Source organism: Frankia sp. CeCAU1, assembly GCF_977971845.1.
In genome coordinates, this window is sequence record NZ_CDWWXA010000001.1 from 89,587 (window position 1) to 110,158 (window position 20,572).

A 20,572-nucleotide genomic window follows, 5' to 3' on the forward strand; every position below is an offset into this window, starting at 1 on the left:
CCTTGCCCTTCTTCGCTGCCTTGCGAGCCGAGGCGGCCTTCGCTCGACCCACCCCCCCCGGCATCCCCATGCCGCCAGCCATCTGTCGCATCATCTTGCGGGCCTCGGCGAACCGGTCCAGCAACTGGTTGACCTCGGTGACCGTGACCCCGGACCCACGCGCGACCCGAGCCTTGCGGGACGCCTGCAGGATCCTGGGATCACGCCGTTCCGTCGGCGTCATGGACCGAATGATCGCAACCACCCGATCGACGTCCCGATCGTCGACCTGCGCCAGTTGATCCTTCATCTGGCCCATACCCGGCAGCATGCCGAGCAGGTTGCCGATCGGGCCCATCTTGCGGACCGCGAGCATCTGTTCGAGGAAATCCTCGAGCGTGAACTCGGAGGCGACCATCTTCGCCGCCATGGCCTCGGCCTGCTCGGCCTCGAACGCCTTCTCGGCCTGCTCGATGAGGGTGAGGACGTCACCCATGCCGAGGATCCGCGACGCCATGCGTTCCGGGTGGAAGACGTCGAAGTCGTCCAGGGCCTCACCGGTGGAGGCGAACATGATCGGCCGACCGGTCACCTGGGCGACCGAAAGGGCCGCACCACCGCGCGCGTCGCCATCGAGCTTGGTCAGGACCACTCCGCTGAATCCCACGCCATCGGCGAAGGCGCTCGCGGTCGCGACCGCGTCCTGACCGATCATCGCGTCCAGGACGAAGAGAATCTCATCCGGTGAGACGGCGTCGCGGATGTCGGCCGCCTGCCGCATCATCTCCTCGTCGACGCCGAGCCGCCCGGCCGTGTCGACGACGACCACATCGAAGACCTGCCGGTGCGCGTGCGCGAGCGCGTCGCGCGCGACGCGCACCGGATCCCCGACCCCGTTGCCGGGCTCGGGCGCGAAGACCTCCACCCCGGCCCGCGCCCCGACCACCTGCAGTTGGTTGACCGCGTTCGGACGCTGCAGGTCGGCCGCGACCAGCAGCGGGGTGTGACCCTGAGCCTTGAGCCAGCGCCCGAGCTTGCCGGCCAGGGTGGTCTTACCCGTTCCCTGCAGGCCGGCGAGCAGGATCACCGTCGGCGGGGTCTTGGCATACCGCAGCGTCGTCGTGCCGCCGCCGAGGATCGCGACGAGCTCCTCATTGACAATCTTGATTACCTGCTGGGCAGGGTTCAACGAGGCACTGACCTCGGCGCCGCGGGCACGCTCCTTCACCGCGGCCACGAAGCCACGGACGACCGGGAGCGCGACGTCCGCCTCAAGCAGAGCCACCCGGATCTCCCGCGCGGTGGCGTCGATGTCGGCATCGGTAAGGCGCCCTCTGCCACGCAGCGACGCGAAGACCTTGTCGAGGCGGCTGGAAAGGGTGTCGAACACGCGCACACACTCCGAGATCGCAGACGGACCGCAGGGACCAGCGTACGCACCCGACGACGAAGGCAGCACACCCCCGTGTCCGATCAACCGACGACGTCACGCATCGGCCGACCGACGCGGACGCGACGTGCGCGGCCCGGCGAGGCATGCCCGCACGGACGCCGGCCTGGTCATTCACCTGCCGGGTCCGCCCTCTGCGCTGAGGAGGGCGAGACGCCTCGCCGGACGCTCACCCCCCCGGCCAGGAGAACACCGAGGAACATGTCGCGGCTGACCGCGGAGCCCCACAGCTCCGCTCAGTGATGAAGCTTAGGTCACATGCCGAACGACCGGAAGGTCTTGACGCTGAGCACGTTGTGGTCTTCGCCGATCCGGCGGCCACTCGATCGATCAGCCGGCTTCGCCCAACAGCGCGTCGACGAACGCCTCCGGCTCGAAGGGAACAAGATCGTCTGGGCCCTCTCCCAAGCCGATCAGTTTCACCGGCATACCGAGCTCGCGCTGCACGGCGATGACGATCCCGCCCTTGGCCGTACCGTCCAGCTTGGTCAGCACGACTCCGGTGAGATCAACCGCCTGCGTGAACACCTGCGCCTGGACAAGCGCGTTCTGACCGGTTGTGGCGTCGAGCACGAGCAGCACCTCGTCGACCGGACCGTGCTTGCCCACCACTCTTTTAATCTTCGCCAGCTCGTCCATCAGACCTGCCTTGGTGTGCAGCCGGCCGGCGGTGTCGATCAACACGGTGTCCACGCCGCTCTGCGTGCCCTGTCGGACCGCATCGAACGCCACCGACGCCGGGTCACCCCCCTCGGCCCCGCGGACCGTGATCGCGCCGACCCGTTCACCCCAGGTCTGAAGCTGATCCGCGGCCGCGGCACGGAACGTGTCCGCCGCGCCCAGCACGACCGTACGCCCGTCCGCGACCAGCAGCCGCGCGATCTTTCCACAGGTCGTGGTCTTACCCGTGCCGTTGACACCGACGACGAGCACGACGGCGGGACGATCCGGGGCCGTCGTGCGCAGCGATCGGTCGGTCGTCGTACCGATCTGGGCGAGCAGCTCGTCGCGCAGCATCGCCCGCACATCCGCGGGCGTGCGGGCACCGAGCACCTTCGTGCGTTCCCGCAGCGCGGCGACCAGCTCGGTGGTCGCCGTGACCCCGACGTCGGCAAGGAGCAGTGTCGCCTCCACGTCTTCCCACGCGTCCTCGTCGAGATTGTCGCCGGACAGCAGGGAGAGCAGTCCGCGACCGAGCGCGTTCTGCGAACGAGCCAGCCGCAGGCGCAGCCGGACGAGGCGGCCGGCTGCCGGCGGCGGTGCCTCCGGTGGGATCCGCTCCTGGACCGGGATCCCCGGCGCGGCCGGTATCTCGGCGGGCGGGGCGCCGACGCCCTCGCTCTCCGTCGGGGATGGTGGCAGCACATCGGGAAGACCGATGTCGTCGACCGTCCTGGTCGCCGAATCGCGGGGTACCTCGGCGTCGTCACCGACCCCGGGACGGTAGTCGGCGCCCGGGCGCCGGCCTTCCTCGATGGATCGGCGGGGGCGTCGACGCAGGGCCGTGCCGGCCACCAGGCCCACGGTGGCCAGTACGACGACGGCGATGACGACGATCAGGATGAGGAGCTCCACGTACCGATCCTGACAGATGACGCCACAAGGCCGTGGCGCTCGCCCGGCGGGAGGGCGGCGGCGTCAGAGCACCGCCCGCTCCCGCAGCCGCTGACTGATCACTGTCGTCACCCCGTCGCCCCGCATGGCCACGCCGTACAGGGCGTCAGCGATCTCCATCGTCCGCTTCTGGTGGGTGATGATGATCAGCTGCGACTTCTCACGCAGACCCTCGACGGCCTCGAGCAGCCGGCCGAGATTGCGGTCGTCCAGAGCTGCCTCGACCTCGTCGAGCACGTAGAAGGGCGAAGGGCGGGCCCGGAATATCGCGAGCAGGAGAGCGAGTGCGGTCAGTGAACGCTCCCCGCCGGACAACAGCGACAGACGCTTCACCTTTTTTCCCGGCGGCCTCGCCTCGACCTCGATGCCCGTGGTGAGCATGTCATCAGGATCGGTGAGCACCAACCGGCCCTCACCGCCCGGGAACAGCGTCGAGAAGACGATCTCGAACTCACGGGCGGTGTCCGCGAACGCGACGGCGAAGACCTCACGCACCCGCAGATCAACCTCCTCGACGACCAGCAGAAGATCCCGGCGGGTGCTCTTGATGTCTTCGAGCTGCGCGGACAGGAACGCGGCCCGCTCCTGAAGCGCGGCGAACTCCTCGAGGGCCAGGGGATTCACCCGCCCCAGCCGGGCCAGCTGCTTCTCCGCGGTGGCGGCCCGGGCGCTCTGCTCGGCTCGATCGAACGGCACCGCGGTGCCGTCGGGCTCATCCGGCGGGACCAGCGTGTCCGGGCCGAACTCGGCCACCAGGTCATCGGCGTCGATGCCGTGCTCCTCCAGAGCCTTGGCTTCCAGGGTCTCCACCCGCAGCCGCTTCTCCGCTCGGGCCAGCTCGTCGCGATGGGCGGCGTCGCGCAGCGCCGCGAGTTCGGTGGCCAGAGCGCGCCCCTGGTCACGCACCCCGACCAGCTCCGTCTCGGCGGCCTTGCGCAGTGCGTCGGCCTCCTCCCGCTCCGCCGCGGCGCGAGCCAGGGAATGGTCCAGTCGGTCGAGAGCGACCTGAGCCGCATCCCCCATCGCCGTCGCGACGGCAGCCTGCCGCTCGCGGACCTCGTGCCGACGGGCCGCCGCGGCCCGTGCCGCCCGCTCGTTCGCCGCCGCGCGGATCAGTCCGTCGGCGCGTCCCTGCAGGCCTCGCACCCGCTCCTCGCTGGTACGGACGGCCAACCGGGCCTCGACCTCGGCGGCGCGCACGGCGGAGGTAGCCGCGACGAGCCGGTCTCGTTCATCCGGAGCCCGCTCCCCCGCCTCCGGCTGCTCCGATGCCGCGGCGAGCGACGCCTCGAGCTCGGTCAACGCTCCGTATGCCCGATCACGGGCTGTTTCGGCCCGTGATCGGGCGCCCTCCAGCCTGGCGATCTCGGATGCCGCGGCCCCTCCCGAACGATCGAGCCGCGCCATCTGCTCGGACAGCGCCCGGTGCCGGGCATCGGTCCCGTGCAGCGCCGCCAGTGCCGCATCGATGGCGGTACGAGCCCGGGTCACCTCGGCACGCGCGGGCTCGAACGCCTCGTGGGCGGACTCGACGCGACGGGTCGCCTCCGCCACGCCGGCCTCGGCCTCGTCCGCCGCGGCCTGCAGTTCGATCGCGGACGGCGGGTTCGCGCTGCCGCCGATAGAGAGGGGGGCACCGATGACGTCGCCGGCTCGGGTGACCACCCGCAGGTCGGGGCGCAACGCCGTGGCCCGCTCGGCCGCCGCCAGATCCTCGACCACGACAGTCCGGGCGAGCAGGGACGACACGGCGGTACGGAACCGATCGTCACCGATCTCCACCAGGTCCAGCGCGGCAACGGCACCGGCCGGGAGCGGACCGCCGGCGCTGGCCGCCCCCGGGACGATCGCCGCGCTGCCGGCAGCGCCGGCGCAGGCGTCAGGCTCATCCGCGACGGTGACGGCGGCCACCAGCGCTGCTCGGCCGGCATCCGTTTCCCGCAGCCACGCAAAGGCCGCCATGGCGTCCCCCGACGTGCCGACGAGCAGGGCGTCCGCCGCCGGGCCCAGCGCCGCGGCGATGGCCGCCTCCGCGCCGGCGGTCACGCTCAGGACGCCGGCCAGCCGGCCGATCACCTCAAGGGTCGGATCCGGTGCCGGAGCCGAGTCCTCCGCCGTGTTCGAGGCGGTCTGCCCGGTCTGCGCGCCGGTAGCAGCCCTCAACAGTGCCGCGGCTCCGTCGGCCGGTGAGAGGGAGAGGTGCAGCGCGTCGCATCGCGCGGCCCAGGATGCGCGGTCACGCTCGGCGCTACGCTCCTCACCGCGCAGGACCTCGAGCCGCTCGGCGGCAGCGGCATGCACCGCCACGGCCGCGCTGTGCTGCTCGGCGAGATCCTCCCGTGCGCTCCCCATCCGAGAGAGTTCGATCTCGAGGGCCGAACGTGACGCCGAGGTCTCGGTCTCCCGCTCCCGCGCGGCGTCGAGTGCCTCGGTCGTCCGTGCTATCTCGTTCTCGGCACTGGTGGCACGGGACCTGGCGGCCTCCACCTGGCCGGCAAGGCGCGCGATCTCCTCACGGCGAAAAGACGCCGCGCGTGCCGCGGCGATCAGTTCCTTCTCCTCCTGAGCGAGCGCGGCCTCGAGATCGGCACGCCTGGTGACCACCTCGGCGAGCAGATCCCGATCACGCTCCAACCGCTCGGTGAGGGCGATTTCCTGCTCCCGGACCGCCGTGGCCTCCTGTTCCAGTTCCTCGGGGTCGCGGCGCCCACGTACGTCGTCGGTCGCGGCACGCAACAGGCGACCCCGTTCGACGGCGAGGGAACGGGTGCCCCGCAGCCGTTCCCGCAGGGATGCCAGGGCGTACCAGGTCTCCTGGGCGCCGGTGGCGCGCGGAATGATCGCCGTCAGGTCGGCCTGCAGCTGCTCCTCACGGCGGGCTGCCGCGGCGTGAGCGGCCTCGGTGGTCGTCAGCCGCGCCCGCAATGCCTCCTCGTCCGCGAGGTCGGAGGTGATCGCGACCTGGGCACGATGGAGATCGTCGGCGAGAAGGCGCAGGCGGGCGTCCCGTAGCGAAGCCTGAATCACACCGGCCTTACGGGCGATCTCCGCCTGCCGACCGAGCGGCCCTAACTGCCGACGCAGTTCGGCGGACAGATCGGTGAGGCGGGTGAGGTTCGCCGACATCGCCTCGAGCTTGCGGAGTGCCTTCTCCTTGCGTTTACGGTGTTTGAGGACGCCGGCGGCCTCCTCGATGAACGCACGGCGATCCTCCGGGCGCGCGTGCAGGACCGCGTCGAGCTGGCCCTGGCCGACGATCACGTGCAACTCTCGGCCGATACCCGAGTCGCTCATCAGTTCCTGGATATCCAGCAGGCGACAACCGGTACCGTTGATCGTGTATTCGCTCTCGCCGCTGCGGAACATCAGTCGCCCGATGGTCACCTCGGTGTACTCGATGGGGAGCGCGCCGTCCGAGTTGTCGATCGTCAGAAGTACTTCGGCGCGCCCCAAGGCCGGGCGAGCGGGTGTGCCCGCGAAGATGACATCGGACATAGTGCCGCCACGTAGGGCCTTGGCACCCTGCTCCCCCAGTACCCAAGCGATGGCGTCAACGACGTTACTCTTGCCCGACCCGTTGGGCCCGACCACGCAGGTTATTCCCGGCTCGAGATGCAGGGAGGTCGAGCTCGCAAAGGACTTGAAGCCCCGCAGGGTCAGGTTCTTGAGATGCACCAGTCTCCGGAGCGCTGGAAGGGTTCACCGGCTCGACCCGGGATGGCCGGACTCAGCCGACGTTCGACAGAGCCATCCTAGTCGGCCACCCGAAGCACCCAGCAGGCTACGCTCCGAAAAAACGAAGAAGGCGAGAAGTGAGGTTGCCCGGCCCTTCCTGGACATAGAGCCGCCAAAGTGATCCGAGACACACGGGCAACATCGCTGGGCAGAGACGAGCCAGCCGGGAAAACGACCGATTCGATGGTCTCAGCGATCATGAAGTCCGTAGAGACGGAGCCTTGCCCACGTAACCGGGCATACCCACTACGAGGGGGCGCCTCCCCGAGGAACGCCCCGCCAGCTCAGCTGAACGCCGGTTCGGCGTCGAGCGCCCGGACATCCTCCGGCACGTCGACACCACCCACCAACGCCTCGTTAACCTCACGTACTCGAGCCAGTTCTGCCTCGAGCTCCGCTACTCGGGCACGAAGCCGACGCACCTCGCAAGAGAGACGCAAGTCGCCGCCGGAACCGACGTGGCCAAAAAGGGCCTTCGCCATAGTGATGGTCCTCCACGATGAGTGACCTAGTGGGTGTCAGACAGCACAAGATCGGAACAGATCAGAGTGCGCCCCAAACAATGACTCCAGGTTCCCATGCCGAGTGACCGAAAGTCAAGAGCATGCCACATGCTCCCGAGCCGGTCCGGTGAACATGCAAAAAGCGGACGGTCATACCCACGACAGTTCCGACAACGCAGCGTCTGCAACCAGTCACTTTCGTCGAAAGTCGGTCAGATCACTCTGCGCCACCTGCCACACAGCCTCCACCCTGTCCGTCCGCCCAGGGGTGTGACCCGTCATCAACAAGTGCAGAAGGTCACGACAGGCCGGCTCCGGCCCCTCCGCGACCACCTCGACCGCCCCGTCCGGGAGGTTGGTGGCGGATCCGACCAGGCCCAGGCGCCGGCCCCGGGTACGCACGTAGTCACGAAAGCCGACGCCCTGGACAAGGCCGGCGACTCGGGCAGTGAATCGGACCACGGCGTGTCCGGACTCCCTCTGCTCCGCGGATACATCGCTCATCAGCACGGTAGGGTACTGGCCATTGTGGATACCACATACTTCCCAGACATGGCAGGCCGGCCGAGAGGGACACGGCGGCAGGGTGATCATCGGCTGGAACGGCCGGACCGGCCACGTTTCCGCCGCCGGTCCGCTGCCGTGCTACTCGCGTGTGGAGCTCTCGGCTCGGCACTCCTTCTCAGCGGTTGCGGCCAGAACTTCTCCCAGGACGGCGGCACACTACCCGTCCCACGCGCGAGCACCGATGGTGACCGCCAGGTCACCCCGGAGCCGGTCGACGGCGCAGACAAGATTATTGGTCCTGGCTACGCCCCGCCGCGTACCGCAGGGCCTACCCAGACAGCGGTGCCCAATCTGCCGGGCGGCAAGCAGTAGTCAGTACCACGCGTAACTACTACCCATACGATTTACCTCATGCCGATCGCCGGTGAGACGCGGCTGGACACCCGGCTACCCAGGCCAAGATCAGCCCGCTCGCCGGCCTGGTAGCCCGCACGACCGCCGCTCCCGGAGAGCTGGCGTGTCCTTGGCGCTCGCAACCTGGGATAGACGCTTGCCAGGTGCGCGTCCACCCGCTGGCTTCGATTCGCCAGGACGACGGCCACCGACGGCGTCGTCGAGGGCCGGTCTGATCCGTTCTCCCGGGTCTGCGTCTGCTGGGCCTGCGCCCGCTCCCGGGCCATCCGCTCCGTCCTGGTCAGTCTCCCCGCCACCGCCACCGCGAAGCCTGCCATCCACGACCGACGAAACGCCCGCGGGTCCTCCTGGCGTGGTGGACGGGCGAGGGCCAATCCCTGTGCCTGCTGGACCAGCAACGAGGTGAACAACATCTGCACGCGGTGGATATCCACATCCATCCCGAACAGATGAGCGGAGTGCCCCGTCCCCACTGCACGCTGCTCGGTCCGGTACACGAGCCGGCAACCAAGCGGTGCGGCAATGCCCGCGAGCAACGAGATCTTGTCCCGGGCATAGGGCGGATCGACGGCCACCACCAGGTCAGCCGCCTCGACGCGGTGCGGCGACGCCTCCTCGACCAGCGCGCGGTCGATCCCGTACTGGGCGATCAACTCGGCCGCCTTGCTGTTATAGGTTTCGCGGGCGGCCTCGCTCAGCCCCTCCGCCTCCGCCATCGCCAACAGCTTCCGTATACGACCGAGCAGGGCATCCGGATTCATCGCGCCTCCGTCCATGTCGCGTCGGGGGCAGGCCAGCCAACCGACGTGCCGGATGATGCCTCACCGATCCCGGCAGCCCGGTCTCGGTCCTGGACGAGGCGATAACTGTGAACGCCGCGGCAGGTCTGGCTCCCCACCCGACTGTCGCGGACGCCACGCCCGGCACCCCCACCCGAGAGCCGCGGGCACCCGAGAGCCACGGGATTCGAACGTGTGATCGAACCTTACCACCTGGCCCGCCTTGGGTACGGCTGGCAGGTGGGGCAAGTGAAGCTCGACCGGTTCATGAAAGCGTCCCGGCGCACCGCGTCTCCGCATCGTGTGCATGGCCGACCCGCGCGGCCGTACACCTGTAGCGACCGTTCGAACAGCCCGCTGACCCCGTCCGCCGACACGTACAGGCGGTCGAAGGACGTACCGCCCACCTCAAGAGCCGCGATCATCACCGTCCGCACGCAACCCAGCAGCCTGCCGACCTCCGCCCGGGTGAGGGTCTCGGTCGGCCGCGCGTAGTGCAGCTTCGCGGCCCACAGGGCCTCATCCGCGTAGATGTTCCCGACCCCGCTGACAAGTGTCTGATCGAGCAGGGCCCGCTTCACGCCGGTACGGCGTCGACGCATCCTCTCCGTGACGAGCCGCTCGTCGAAGGCGGGATCCAGAGGATCCCTGGCGATGTGCGCGACGGGAGCAGGCAGATCCGCTTCCCCCATTGCGACCGCCAGGCCACCGAAGGTGCGTTGATCCACAAATCGCAGTTCGCGTCCTCCGTCCGTGAAGACGAACCGGATCCGCAGATGCTTCTGGTCGGGGGTGGCGGGTGGAACGACGAGCAACTGTCCGCTCATCCCGAGATGGGCGATCAGTGCATCCCCCTGGGCCGGATGACCTGGGGGCAGGGCAGGCGGAGACATCTCGGCCAGCACGGCAGCTGATTCCTCCTCCGGTGGTTCTTCTGGAACCACCGGAGCGCACGCCGCATGGTCTACCGGCGGCTGAAGCACCAGCCACAGATACTTGCCACGGCGTCGTGCCGCCGTTATCCGGCGGCCGACGAGCAGCGCCGAGAAGTCGGCGGCACCGGCCAGATGACGGCGCACCGCACGAGGATGGTGGACATCAACCGATGCGATGACGCGACCGACGGCACCACGTTCCAGACCGCGGCGGACAACCTCTACTTCGGGGAGTTCTGGCATGATCTCCGGTCGTCGGGTCGGGTCAGTGGGATGACACCGGACCCTCGACGTGGCTCGATGAATCTGTTGCCACCACTGAATCTGTTGCCACCACCGAGCCTGTCGCCAGCGCCCAGGAAGCGAACCGGGGCAGCTGATGATCAGCTACTCTCACGGACCCGAGACCTGATCGTGATCAAGGCTGCCGACGGCGGACCTCTCATGATTTCCGCCGGCGACGTCCGCGCCCGAACCGTCCTCCCGCCCCAAGGCTGACCGTTCCTCGAGAACCGCGAAAGCCGCGGCGGCAGCCCGCTGCTCGGCCTCCTTCTTGCTTCCCCCTTCGCCCTCGCCCAGTGGCTCTCCCGCAATCCTCGCGTAGGCGGTGAATCGCTTCGCGTGGTCCGGACCGGCCTCCTCGACGATGTATTCGGGCGGCCCGAGAGCCAGCACCGCCGTCTGTTCCTGCAGTGAGGTCTTCCAGTCAAGCCCTGCGCCTCGGCCGGCGGCCTCGTCCAGCAAGGGATCGAAGAGACGGTGCACGAAACCGGAGGCCACGTCGAGGCCTGAGGACAGATAGACCGCCCCGATGATGGCCTCGAGGGTGTCGGCGAGGATGCTCGCCTTGTCGCGCCCCCCGGTGGTCTCCTCGCCCCGGCCCAGCAGCAGGTACGGACCGAGCCCGGTGGGTCCGATCCCCCGTGCCACGTCCGCGAGAGCCCGCATGTTCACAACCGAGGCCCGCTGCTTGGCGAGCTGCCCCTCGGGAAGATCCGGGTGGCGGATGAACAGTGCCGCCGTCACCACCAGACCGAGCACCGCATCGCCCAGGAACTCCAGGCGTTCGTTGGTGGGCAGGCCGCCCTTCTCATAGGCATAGGAGCGGTGTGTGAGGGCGCGGTCGAGCAGCTCGGGGTCGATGGCGACCTCGAGTACCTCGATCAGGCCGTCCCGCGGCGGCGGGGGTGGCAGCTGGCGGGTCATCCGACCAGCCCGGCCAGGGCCCGCCGACGCGCCACCAAGATTGCCATCGCCGCTCTGGTCCGAGAAGCCAGGTCCGCCTGGACCGCGACCGACGCCGCCCTCAGCGCCACGAGCAGCCCGACTGCCTGGCTGTCGCCGGCTTCATCCGGTGCCCGCTCCGCGTGGACCGCGACACCATCGACCCCCAGCACGATCGTTCCCCCCCGCACATCAGGATCTTCCAACGTTCCCCATCCCGGATCCAGACCGGCCCTGGACAGGTGCCCCGTACCCCGATGAGATTCCCACCATCGCATCCCGCGAATGACGGACATCAGGACATCTCCGGTGAATCCGTCGGTGACCGCCACGTCGACTCCACGGCGATGATCGATCTTCTGGCCGTCGCCCGGCTCGCCTGTCCACGAAGGCGCGAGGAGCCGATCAGCCGTCAGCGGGCCGACATAGTGCAGATCGAGCGATCGGAGCAGCTCGTCGGCGGCTCGCCGCAAGGTGTCGGGAAGCGCTGGACGCGCCGTCAGAAGCCCGACTCGGGGAGCGTTGACGGCGAAGCGAACCGCGGCGTATGCACTGCCCGCGACCGCGAACTGGGCGAGTTCGTCCGCCGTCACATCAACCGTCGCCCCCGCGTCACACAGCACGACGGGGGCGTTCGCCCCGCCGACAATCGAGGCGAGAGTGGCCCGCGTCGCCCCGGGGAGCAGACCGTAGGTGAACTGAGCCGAGGCGACCAGGGCTTCGGCCGGGGCTGTCGAGACCATCGCATCGGCATGTCCGTCACGGACCAGGCGCGCCGCCACCCGGACGCCGGAGTCCCGACGTGCTCGCACTTCACGCAATGCCTCCGGGCCCGCCGAAACGCCGCGAGCGGCCGTGGCGAGCAGGACGCGCTCGCCTGGCACAATTCCCAGCCGAGCAAGGTCATCCCGGACGGCATCACCGGATGTCACCAGAGTGAGCACCAGATGCGGATCCGCGCCGAGCGCACTGGGCAACGCCTCGAGGAGAGGCCCGGAAGGGAACCCCTCCCCCACCAGGTCAACGGCGATACGTGTCACACCGGGTCAGACGTCAAGCACCTGACGGTCGTTGTACCGGCCGCACGTGCCACAGACGGTGTGCGGCCGAATCACGTGCCCCCGCGAGCACTTTGCGAGGGTCGGCACCTTGGCCTTCCACTGCGAACGCCGGGACCGGGTGTTGCTGCGCGAGGTGCGCCGCTTCGGGACGGCCACTATTCCTTCTCCTTGCTCTCATGAGGGTCGGTGCGACCCTTCTCGGTTCCCGCCGCTCCGCTGCCGGCCAGCGCGGACAGCGCCGCCCATCTCGGGTCGGATCGCGCATGGGAATGTCCAGGCTCGACATCGTCGAGACGCACCCCGCAGTCCACGCAGAGTCCCGCACAGTCCGGACGGCAGATGGGTGACAGCGGAAGGTTGAGTACCAGGGCATCCCGCACCACGGGCTCGACGTCCGCATGATCATCGATTAGTACCCGAGCATCTTCGTCGTCACCCAGGTCCACGGCTCGGTCAGGGTAGTAGAACAGCTCGCGAAACTCGACCATGCTGACCTCGGACACGTCGTCCAGACAGCGCGCACATTCACCCCGAAGCGGCGCCACGACGCTCCCGCTGACCAGGACACCCTCGATCACCGATTCGAGACGCAGGTCCAGGGTGACGCTTGCGCCGGCCGGCACCCACATCATCTCGGTTCCGAGATCGGCGGGAAGTTCCGCCTGCGCCCGGACAAGCCGCATCGACCCGGGCCGACGACCGAGCTCACGGGTGTCCAGTACAAGGGGACCCTTCGGGGTCCGACGGCGAAAGTGGGATCCAGTCATGGCGGCAGTCGAGTTCACATCTACGTCAATGTAAGGAAGCCCGGCCGAAACAGGGCCTTCGTGGTGGTGTAGCTACCCGGCGTCGCTAACGACGGAGGCAGCCCGACGTCAGCGGCACCCTGGACCCTCCCAGAGGCCCGGACCCTCCCAGAGGATCGACGAACAGACTCCAGCCGGTCAGCAAGCCAGTCAGCTGCTGCGAGCCGGTCAGCTACTACGGTCTCCTAGCCTATCCGATCGGTGCCGCGGACGATCCGATCAGGCTGCCGAGATCTCCGGACACCCGAGCCCGGCGGGCGGCGGACCTCCGCCTAGGAAGCCGCTCGGGTACCGCTCGCCCCCCGCGACCGGCCCCGGAGCCCGGACAGTCCGGAACGGCGGGAGAGCCCGGCGGAGGTCGGTCGGCGGCTACCCACCCGGCGGGGGTTACTGAGCGAGGCGCTCACGGAGCTGTTTGAGTACCACATCCGGTACCAGCCCCGACACGTCACCTCCGTAACGCGCGACCTCCTTCACCAGGCTGGAGGACAGAAAGGCATATTGCGGGTTCGTACTCATGAAAAGAGTCTCCACGCCCGCAAGCGAATTGTTCATCTGCGCCATCTGAAGCTCATAGTCGAAGTCGCTGACCGCACGCAGTCCTTTGACGATCGACTGGATACCCCTGCTCCGACAAAAATCGACGATCAGCCCGTGGGACGCATCCACCAGGACGTTGGACGGCGCCATCGGATGATCACGCAGGGCCTCTCTGATGAGCTCCATCCGCTCGTCGACGGTGAACAAGGTGACCTTGTTCTTGTTGATCGATACGGCGACCACGACCTCGTCGAAGAGTCTGCTCGCTCGGACGATGATGTCGAGATGACCGTTGGTGATCGGATCAAATGAACCGGGACAGGCTGCCCTCCTCATGATCGAATACCGTACCAGAGAGCACCCTCTCCGTACCTCCGGTCGCGCAGCGCACACAACCCGTCAGGCCAGGCGACCGGGCCCGAGCGGTGCGATCTTTCGACAACGCAGACACCGTCCGCAGTCAACCAGGCGGCCGCCAGCAGCTTTGACAGCACTTCGCCGAGTTCCGAATCGCGCATCGCGTACGGCGGATCGAGGAAAACCACGTCGTAGGGATTATCCGAGGTGTTCTGCACCACACGCTCTACCGCGGCTTGCGCGATCTTCGCGCCCGACAGTCCCAGCGCTGTCACGTTCCGCCGTAGAGTGCGTATCACGATCGGATCGCGGTCGACGAGAAGAGCATGAGCGGCACCCCGAGACAGCGCTTCCAGACCGACCGCACCAGACCCGGCATAAAGATCGGCAATCCGAGCACCCCGCAGATCCAGGCAGGTCGACAAGGTGTTAAACAATCCCTCACGGGCACGTTCCGAGGTCGGACGGGTGGTTGTTCCGGGTGGAACCACGAGCCGCCGACCACCCGCGGTTCCACTGATGATGCGCGTCATCGGGCCACCCGGTCATCCCTTCTCGAGGAAGGCGACACTGGTGTCGTCGAGAACCGCGTCGAGCAGCCGGCGCAGTGCGGGATGCCGGTCCAACCCGGGGTCGTCGTCAACCAGGCGACCGGCCTCCTCACGTGCGTCGCGGATCAGGTCCTCATCACGAAGAAGTTCCAGGAGCTTCAGGGATCGTCGTCCGCCGGACTGAGCGGCCCCGAGCACATCGCCCTCTCGACGCTGCGCGAGGTCGAGACGGGCCAGCTTCGCCCCGTCGCTGGTGGCGGCGACCGCGCTGAGCCGCTCCCAGGCGGGGGATCCCGGCTCGGCCGCTGTATGCAGAAGACACCAGCCGGGCGCGGTGCCCCGGCCGACCCTCCCGCGCAGCTGGTGCAGCTGGGACACGCCGAACCTGTCCGCGTCCAGGACGACCATCACTGTCGCGTTCGGTACGTTCACTCCCACCTCGATGACGGTGGTGGCGACCAGCACGTCGACCTCGCCGGCCGCGAATCGGTTCATGGTGGCCTCCCGTTGCCCGGGTGCGAGACGACCGTGCAGCGGTTCAACCCTGAGGTCCGCAAGCTCGCCATCCACCAACAGGGGCAGCACCTCACGCACTGTCGCAGCCGGTCGGGACGCTCGCGGATCCGGACCGGCCGTCGAGGATTCGGTGGAATCGTCCTCCCCGTCCCCGTCCTCCCTGTCCTCATCCTCCCCGCCCGCACCGATCCGGGGACACACGACATAGGCCTGATGCCCGGCGGCCACCTCGTCGCGGATTCGTCCCCACATTCGATCCGTCCAGGATCTCTGGCTCGCCGGCACCACGAACGTCCCAATGGGAGAGCGTCCCGCTGGCAGTTCGGTGAGCTCGGAGACTTCGAGATCACCGAACACGGTCATCGCGACCGTCCGGGGAATCGGCGTCGCGGTCATCACAAGAAGGTGGGGAGGACGTCGTCCACGCGCTCGCAGTGCGTCCCGCTGTTCGACGCCGAAACGATGCTGTTCGTCGACGACGATCAGACCAAGATCGTTAAAGATCACCTCATCGTGCAGCAGGGCATGAGTACCGACCACCAGACCGGTGGAACCGTCCGCGATCTCCGCCAGAGCCTCCCGCCGCGCACGCCCTCCCATCGATCCGGTGACCAGCGTCACCCGCGTGGCCCGATGATCGGCTCCTAGTTCCCCTGCCCGGGCCAGATCGCCGAGCATCTCCCGGAGGCTTCGGCTGTGCTGAGCGGCAAGAGTTTCGGTGGGCGCCAGGAGTACCGCCTGGCCGCCCGTGTCGACCACGGTGAGCATCGCCCGCAAGGCGACCAGTGTCTTGCCCGAACCCACCTCTCCTTGCAGCAGTCGATGCATCGGAACGGGCCGACCGATCTCGGCTGCGATCGTCTTCCCCACCTCGCGCTGGCCCGTCGTGAGGGGGAAGGGCAGATCGGCATCGAACGCCGCCAGCAGACCATCCGGACGCTGCGGCCGGGGTGTTGTCGCCAGCGCCTCCACCTCACGACGCCGCTGGGCCAACGCCACCTGCAGCACCAGAGCCTCATCCCAGGTGAGGCGCCGACGACCGGAGGCGATCTCACCACGGTTCGCGGGCTGGTGAACCAGCCGGAAGGCCTCGGCCAGAGCGGGCAGGCGGTACCGGCTGCGGAGATCGTCCGGCAACGGATCCTCGACGGGATCGAGAGAGTCCAACGCCAGCCGGACGCACCTCGCCAGCGTCCAGCTCGGCACCTTGGCGGAGGCGGGGTAGATCGGAACCAGCGCGTTCGCGAACGGCGCACCGCTGACGGCTTCCCCGCTCTCCTCGGGTTCGAGGAGCTGGACCTCCGGGTTGGTCAGCTGACGCCGCCCGCGGAACTCGTCGACCTTGCCGGCGAACAGCGCGGTCGTCCCGGGACGGAGGTCACGCTCCCGCCAGCTCTGATTGAAGAAGGTCAGTGACAGTGAATGCCTGCCGTCCGTCACCGTCACGCGCACCATCGACTTCCGGGTGCCGCGCATCGGGCGGCGTTCCGTCTTCTCGACCCGGGCCTGGACCGTAACCGTCTCACCGACGGCGAGGTCCGCGAGGTCCGTCAGCTCGCCTCTCTCATGGTACCGGCGGGGCAGGTGCCCCAGCAGATCACCGACCAGCCTCAACTCCAGACCATCGGCCAGGAGGGCGGCGGCACGCGCGCCGACGAGGGCCTTCAGGGGCGTGTCGAGGTCGACCACATTACCGATAGTGCACCGGAGCACCGACAGTACCGAGACCCACCGGCTCCCGCCGCATCATCTGGACCACAGAACTGGACCACAGAAGGTGGGGTAACCTCAAGCGGGCCGCCACTGCGCGCGTCCCCCGGCGGCGCCGTCAGGGTCGCGGGTTGCGTACGATCCTGGTTCTGACCTGGTTCTGACTCCCCTGACGTCCCGGGCACGCCTACCGGGACCAGTACTACTTCGACTTCGGCTACTACTTCGACGGAGTGTTTCTCGTGTCTTCGGTGTGTGACGTCTGCGGCAAGGGGCCGGGCTTCGGTATGTCGGTCTCCCACTCCCACCGACGCACGCGCCGTCGGTGGAACCCCAACATCCAGACCGTGCGCACGGTCGTGGGCGGGACCCCCAAGCGGCTGAACGTCTGCGCTTCCTGCATCAAGGCGGGCAAGGTCTCTCGCGCCTGAGCCCTCCGGGCCGGACGTTACTCCGGCCGGACGGGGCGTCACCGGACACAGGCCTCCCGTGGAGGTCGAGGCGGAGCGCGGCCACATCCACGCCGGGTGCGCTGCCGGTCACCGACGCCGATCCGTTAGTGTCCCGGCATGGCAGGCTCCAGGCGTCGGATTCGGCTCGCCCTCCTGTTCGGTGGCCGCAGCACCGAGCACGCGATCTCCTGTATATCGGCCAGCGGTGTACTGCGCGCCCTGGATCGTGACGTCTACGACGTCGTCCCCGTCGGCATCGACACACATGGCCGCTGGGTCGTGCTGCCGGACGACCCGACCGCCCTCGCGGTGACGGGAGACCGACTGCCCGCCGTCGTCGCGGCCCAGGGTGAGAGCGTCGTCCTGGCCGCGGATCCGACGACGCCCGGTCTGCTGCCGCGCCGCCCCCGCGGCGGCCTCGACGCTGTCAGGAACACCCTCGGGAGCAGCGACGCTCTCGGGAGCAGCGACGCTCTCGGGAGCAGCGACGCTCTCGGGAGCAGCGACATTCCCGGGGACATCGATGTGGTCTTCCCGCTGCTCCACGGCCCCTTTGGGGAGGATGGGACGGTCCAGGGTCTCCTGGAGATGGCCGGCCTGCCCTACGTCGGCTCCGGGGTGTTCGCCAGCGCGGCCGCCATGGACAAACAACACATGAAGGCACTGCTGCGGGCCGCCGGCCTTCCCGTCGGCTCCTACGCCGTCCTGCGAGCCGGTGACACACTCACCGGGGCCGACCAGGAACGGCTGGGGCTGCCAGTCTTCGTGAAGCCCGCGCGCGGCGGGTCGAGTATCGGGATCAGCCGGGTCGAGGCCTGGGCGGACCTGGACACCGCGATCAAGGCAGCCCGCGCCAGCGACCCCAAGGTCCTGGTGGAGTCGGCGATCGTCGGCCGCGAGATCGAGTGCGGGGTCCTCGGAATTCTGGACGGCCCCGGTGCCGAGGCGAGTGTGCCCGCCGAGATCACCGTCACGTCTTCGGCCGGCTTCTACGACTTCGAGGCCAAGTACATGTCCGACGCCACCCACTTCGACGTCCCGGCCAACCTGTCCCACGCGGTACGGGAGGAGGTCCGGGGAGTGGCGATCGCGGCGTTCGAGGCCCTGGACTGCGCCGGGCTCGCGCGGGTTGACATGTTTGTCACGGCCGACGACCATGTGATCATCAATGAGGTCAACACGATGCCCGGTTTCACCCCTACCTCGATGTTCCCGCGGATGTGGGAGGCGAGCGGGGTCACCTATCCGCAGTTGGTGGACCGGCTCGTCAGGCTGGCCCTGCGCGACGGAGCGGGGCTGCGCTGACCGCCCGGCACCTGCGCCACCCGGGCCCGTGACGGCGTGGAGGCGTTCCGCCGGGCGGAATGGCCGGGAGCTCGTCTCAGGATGTCGTCGGCCTGCTGTGCCCCCGCACGGCGGGGGCGACCGAGACGAGTACCTCGAACGCCTGCACGTCGGCGGGCAGGGTGAGAACCACCTGGGGCTGCCGGGTGGGGGTGGAATAGCGCACCGTCGTCCCGCCCAGGTCCTCGGCGAACCACCCCACATCGTCCACGACGGACAGCATCGCATCGGGACGGTAGCTTGCCGGAAGACCGGGCGCGCCGCAGGTGAGCACCACCGGCGCCGCGCCGTAGGCCGCCGCCGTGGCCTGTGGGGGGTCCAGTGCCCGGCGGTCGAGGTCGTCCCCGAGCGACGGGGGAAGATCGTGGACCAGGTCCACGCACGACGAACGGACCGACTCCGCGGGCATCGGCACGTTGGTCAGCCGAATCGATCCGGGACCGCCGCATCCGACCAGCGCGAGCAGGACCCACGAGGCGACGAACACCGGATACCGGCATGACCGCCCCGGCCTGCGCCCGCCCCGTGCCGGGCGCCGGCCCCGCTCGGCTTGCTCACCACCGGTGGCCATGTCCCGATTCTGGCGCGCCACCGACGTCACCGGTGGCCCGGCCCCGGCGGTGGGCGCAGGCCGGGGGCCGGGGGCGGGGGCGCCCACCGGGTCCCCCGTCCCGGAGCCGACCTGACCCACGTCGGGACGGAGAAGCTTTAGCGGCGGAGAAGCTCAGAAGTGAACGACCGGGCAGGTCAGCGTGCGGGTGATGCCGTCGACCGACTGCACTCTCGCCATGACCATCTTCCCGAGGTCATCGACGGTGGCCGCCTCCGCCCGGACGATGACGTCATAGGGGCCGGTGACGTCCTCGGCCTGGGTGACCCCGGGGATCTGCTCGATCTCCTTGGCAACCGAGGAGGACTTGCCGACCTCGGTCTGGATAAGGATGTACGCGTGGACCACAGACGCTCCCTCGTCGGACGTCGACAGCCCGTCGAGCAGAACTACGGGCCGACAGAAGGTAACAGGCAAACGGCCCGGATGAGAGCCTCCGAGGTCGAGGAATTTGCTCAGATCGGCCGACAGGGACCGACCGAGGGGTCGCCCGGCCTCATCCGGAACCCCAATCGTGGGGGTCAGCTGGTCGGCTCGGTACCCGGTTGTGATGGCAACCACGACGCCGCTACCCAGAGCGAAGGATAGGAGACACGTGAACGCTCGGAGCATCCGGAGCGAGCCGCCGCCGGAACCGAGCTCCGCCCCGCCCCGCGTACTGACGATCGCCGGATCGGATTCGGGCGGCGGCGCGGGCATCCAGGCAGATCTCAAGACGATGCTCGCCCTCGGCGTCCACGGCATGAGTGCGATCGTCGCGGTGACGGCACAGAATTCCCTGGGCGTCCATGGTGTGTGGGATCTCCCTCCGGAAGCGGTCCGAGCCCAGATCAGAGCGGTCGTGGCGGACATCGGGGTCGACGCGGTGAAGACGGGGATGCTCTCCTCCGCGGCCCTGGTCTCGCTGGTCGCCGCCGAACTCTCGCGGCTCGACGTACCCGTCGTGGTCGATCCGGTCAGCGTCTCCAAGCACGGCGACCCCCTGCTGTCCCCGGAGGCGGTCGAGGTGGTACGTACGGAGCTCATGCCCCGCGCCACCATCGCCACACCGAACCTCGACGAGGTACGTCTGCTGACCGGGGTGGAGGTGCGGGACGTCGCCGACCTGCCCAGAGCCGCCGAGGCGATGCTCGCCCTGGGCCCGCGCTGGGTGCTGGTGAAGGGCGGGCATCTTCCCGGCGACGCGGTCGACCTGCTCACCGACGGGACCACCGAGGTCGTCCTCCGAAGCCCCCGCCTGGACCGGCGGCACACCCATGGCACCGGATGCACGCTGGCCTCCGCGATCGCCGCGCACCTGGCGCAGGGGCGTGGTCACGTCGAGGCCACACAGGCCGCCAAGGCCTACGTCAGTGGCGCCCTGGCCAGCGGCTTTCCGCTCGGCGCGGGGATCGGCCCGGTAGACCACGGCTATCGTCACCGTAGGTAGCAGCCTGAGAGCCGGGCTCGGGCCGCGCCGGCGGCGTCTGGTTCAATCGCCCCGCC

The 20,572-nt window shown here is 68.9% G+C and carries 19 protein-coding genes; 3 read left to right on the forward strand and 16 right to left on the reverse strand.

What is annotated here, in order from left to right; genetic code table 11:
- The 14 genes from ffh to recG form a co-directional block, all read right to left on the reverse strand.
- Window positions 1-1,369, reverse strand: a 1,369-nt coding sequence (ffh, locus tag AC08OO_RS00405) for a signal recognition particle protein (protein ID WP_476618126.1), incomplete at its 3' end; no start/stop codon positions are given.
- 390 nt (window positions 1,370-1,759) lie between these two features.
- Complete coding sequence (gene ftsY / locus AC08OO_RS00410; RefSeq protein WP_476609962.1) at window positions 1,760-3,004, reverse strand: signal recognition particle-docking protein FtsY; 1,245 nt, start codon at window positions 3,002-3,004, stop codon at window positions 1,760-1,762.
- Between the two features lie 63 nt (window positions 3,005-3,067).
- Window positions 3,068-6,718, reverse strand: coding sequence for a chromosome segregation protein SMC (gene smc / locus AC08OO_RS00415; protein WP_476618127.1), 3,651 nt, complete (start codon window positions 6,716-6,718; stop codon window positions 3,068-3,070).
- A 344-nt stretch (window positions 6,719-7,062) separates the two neighbouring features.
- Entirely contained in the window at window positions 7,063-7,260 is a 198-nt protein-coding gene (locus AC08OO_RS00420) for a hypothetical protein (protein WP_023840227.1), read from the reverse strand.
- A gap of 213 nt (window positions 7,261-7,473) precedes the next feature.
- Window positions 7,474-7,785: an acylphosphatase gene (locus tag AC08OO_RS00425; protein ID WP_035731396.1), complete on the reverse strand. Its 312-nt coding sequence runs from the start codon at window positions 7,783-7,785 to the stop codon at window positions 7,474-7,476.
- A gap of 407 nt (window positions 7,786-8,192) precedes the next feature.
- The gene (locus AC08OO_RS00430; protein WP_476609959.1) at window positions 8,193-8,963 is read right to left on the reverse strand and encodes a DUF2786 domain-containing protein; all 771 of its coding nucleotides are present in this window, start codon (window positions 8,961-8,963) and stop codon (window positions 8,193-8,195) included.
- A gap of 224 nt (window positions 8,964-9,187) precedes the next feature.
- A complete protein-coding gene (gene mutM / locus AC08OO_RS00435) occupies window positions 9,188-10,159 on the reverse strand; it encodes a bifunctional DNA-formamidopyrimidine glycosylase/DNA-(apurinic or apyrimidinic site) lyase (RefSeq protein WP_476609958.1) in 972 nt (323 codons plus the stop codon).
- A 150-nt stretch (window positions 10,160-10,309) separates the two neighbouring features.
- Complete coding sequence (gene rnc, locus AC08OO_RS00440; RefSeq protein WP_476606020.1) at window positions 10,310-11,122, reverse strand: ribonuclease III; 813 nt, start codon at window positions 11,120-11,122, stop codon at window positions 10,310-10,312.
- Window positions 11,119-12,180 (reverse strand): phosphate starvation-inducible protein PhoH, encoded by a 1,062-nt coding sequence (locus tag AC08OO_RS00445; protein ID WP_476609957.1) that lies wholly within the window; start codon window positions 12,178-12,180, stop codon window positions 11,119-11,121. The genes rnc and AC08OO_RS00445 overlap by 4 nt, the downstream gene beginning before the upstream one ends.
- A gap of 6 nt (window positions 12,181-12,186) precedes the next feature.
- Window positions 12,187-12,357: a 50S ribosomal protein L32 gene (gene rpmF / locus AC08OO_RS00450; protein ID WP_011437979.1), complete on the reverse strand. Its 171-nt coding sequence runs from the start codon at window positions 12,355-12,357 to the stop codon at window positions 12,187-12,189.
- Window positions 12,357-12,968, reverse strand: coding sequence for a YceD family protein (locus AC08OO_RS00455; RefSeq protein WP_476609956.1), 612 nt, complete (start codon window positions 12,966-12,968; stop codon window positions 12,357-12,359). Before AC08OO_RS00455 ends, rpmF begins: the two co-directional genes overlap by 1 nt.
- Before the next feature lie 426 nt (window positions 12,969-13,394).
- On the reverse strand, window positions 13,395-13,883 hold the full coding sequence (coaD, locus tag AC08OO_RS00460; protein ID WP_011437981.1) for a pantetheine-phosphate adenylyltransferase: 489 nt from the start codon (window positions 13,881-13,883) through the stop codon (window positions 13,395-13,397).
- Window positions 13,880-14,437 carry a 16S rRNA (guanine(966)-N(2))-methyltransferase RsmD gene (gene rsmD / locus AC08OO_RS00465; protein ID WP_476606018.1) on the reverse strand — a complete coding sequence of 186 codons (558 nt, stop codon included), beginning with the start codon at window positions 14,435-14,437 and terminating at the stop codon, window positions 13,880-13,882. The genes coaD and rsmD overlap by 4 nt, the downstream gene beginning before the upstream one ends.
- Before the next feature lie 12 nt (window positions 14,438-14,449).
- Window positions 14,450-16,660, reverse strand: coding sequence for an ATP-dependent DNA helicase RecG (recG, locus tag AC08OO_RS00470; RefSeq protein ID WP_476609971.1), 2,211 nt, complete (start codon window positions 16,658-16,660; stop codon window positions 14,450-14,452).
- Between the two features lie 263 nt (window positions 16,661-16,923).
- Here recG and rpmB point away from each other — a divergent pair, with 263 nt between their 5' ends.
- Both rpmB and AC08OO_RS00480 read left to right on the forward strand, forming a co-directional pair.
- Window positions 16,924-17,112 (forward strand): 50S ribosomal protein L28, encoded by a 189-nt coding sequence (gene rpmB / locus AC08OO_RS00475; protein WP_011437984.1) that lies wholly within the window; start codon window positions 16,924-16,926, stop codon window positions 17,110-17,112.
- A gap of 138 nt (window positions 17,113-17,250) precedes the next feature.
- Window positions 17,251-18,438 (forward strand): D-alanine--D-alanine ligase family protein, encoded by a 1,188-nt coding sequence (locus AC08OO_RS00480; protein ID WP_476618128.1) that lies wholly within the window; start codon window positions 17,251-17,253, stop codon window positions 18,436-18,438.
- Window positions 18,439-18,514: 76 nt separating this feature from the next.
- Here the strand turns inward: AC08OO_RS00480 and AC08OO_RS00485 are convergent, their stop codons facing one another.
- Window positions 18,515-19,048 (reverse strand): DUF3515 family protein, encoded by a 534-nt coding sequence (locus tag AC08OO_RS00485; protein ID WP_476618129.1) that lies wholly within the window; start codon window positions 19,046-19,048, stop codon window positions 18,515-18,517.
- Between the two features lie 153 nt (window positions 19,049-19,201).
- Window positions 19,202-19,435 carry an Lrp/AsnC family transcriptional regulator gene (locus AC08OO_RS00490; protein WP_011437987.1) on the reverse strand — a complete coding sequence of 78 codons (234 nt, stop codon included), beginning with the start codon at window positions 19,433-19,435 and terminating at the stop codon, window positions 19,202-19,204.
- 247 nt (window positions 19,436-19,682) lie between these two features.
- Between AC08OO_RS00490 and thiD the strand changes: the two genes are divergently transcribed.
- Window positions 19,683-20,516 (forward strand): bifunctional hydroxymethylpyrimidine kinase/phosphomethylpyrimidine kinase, encoded by an 834-nt coding sequence (gene thiD, locus AC08OO_RS00495; RefSeq protein ID WP_476606014.1) that lies wholly within the window; start codon window positions 19,683-19,685, stop codon window positions 20,514-20,516.
- The last annotated feature ends 56 nt before the right edge of the window (window positions 20,517-20,572 follow it).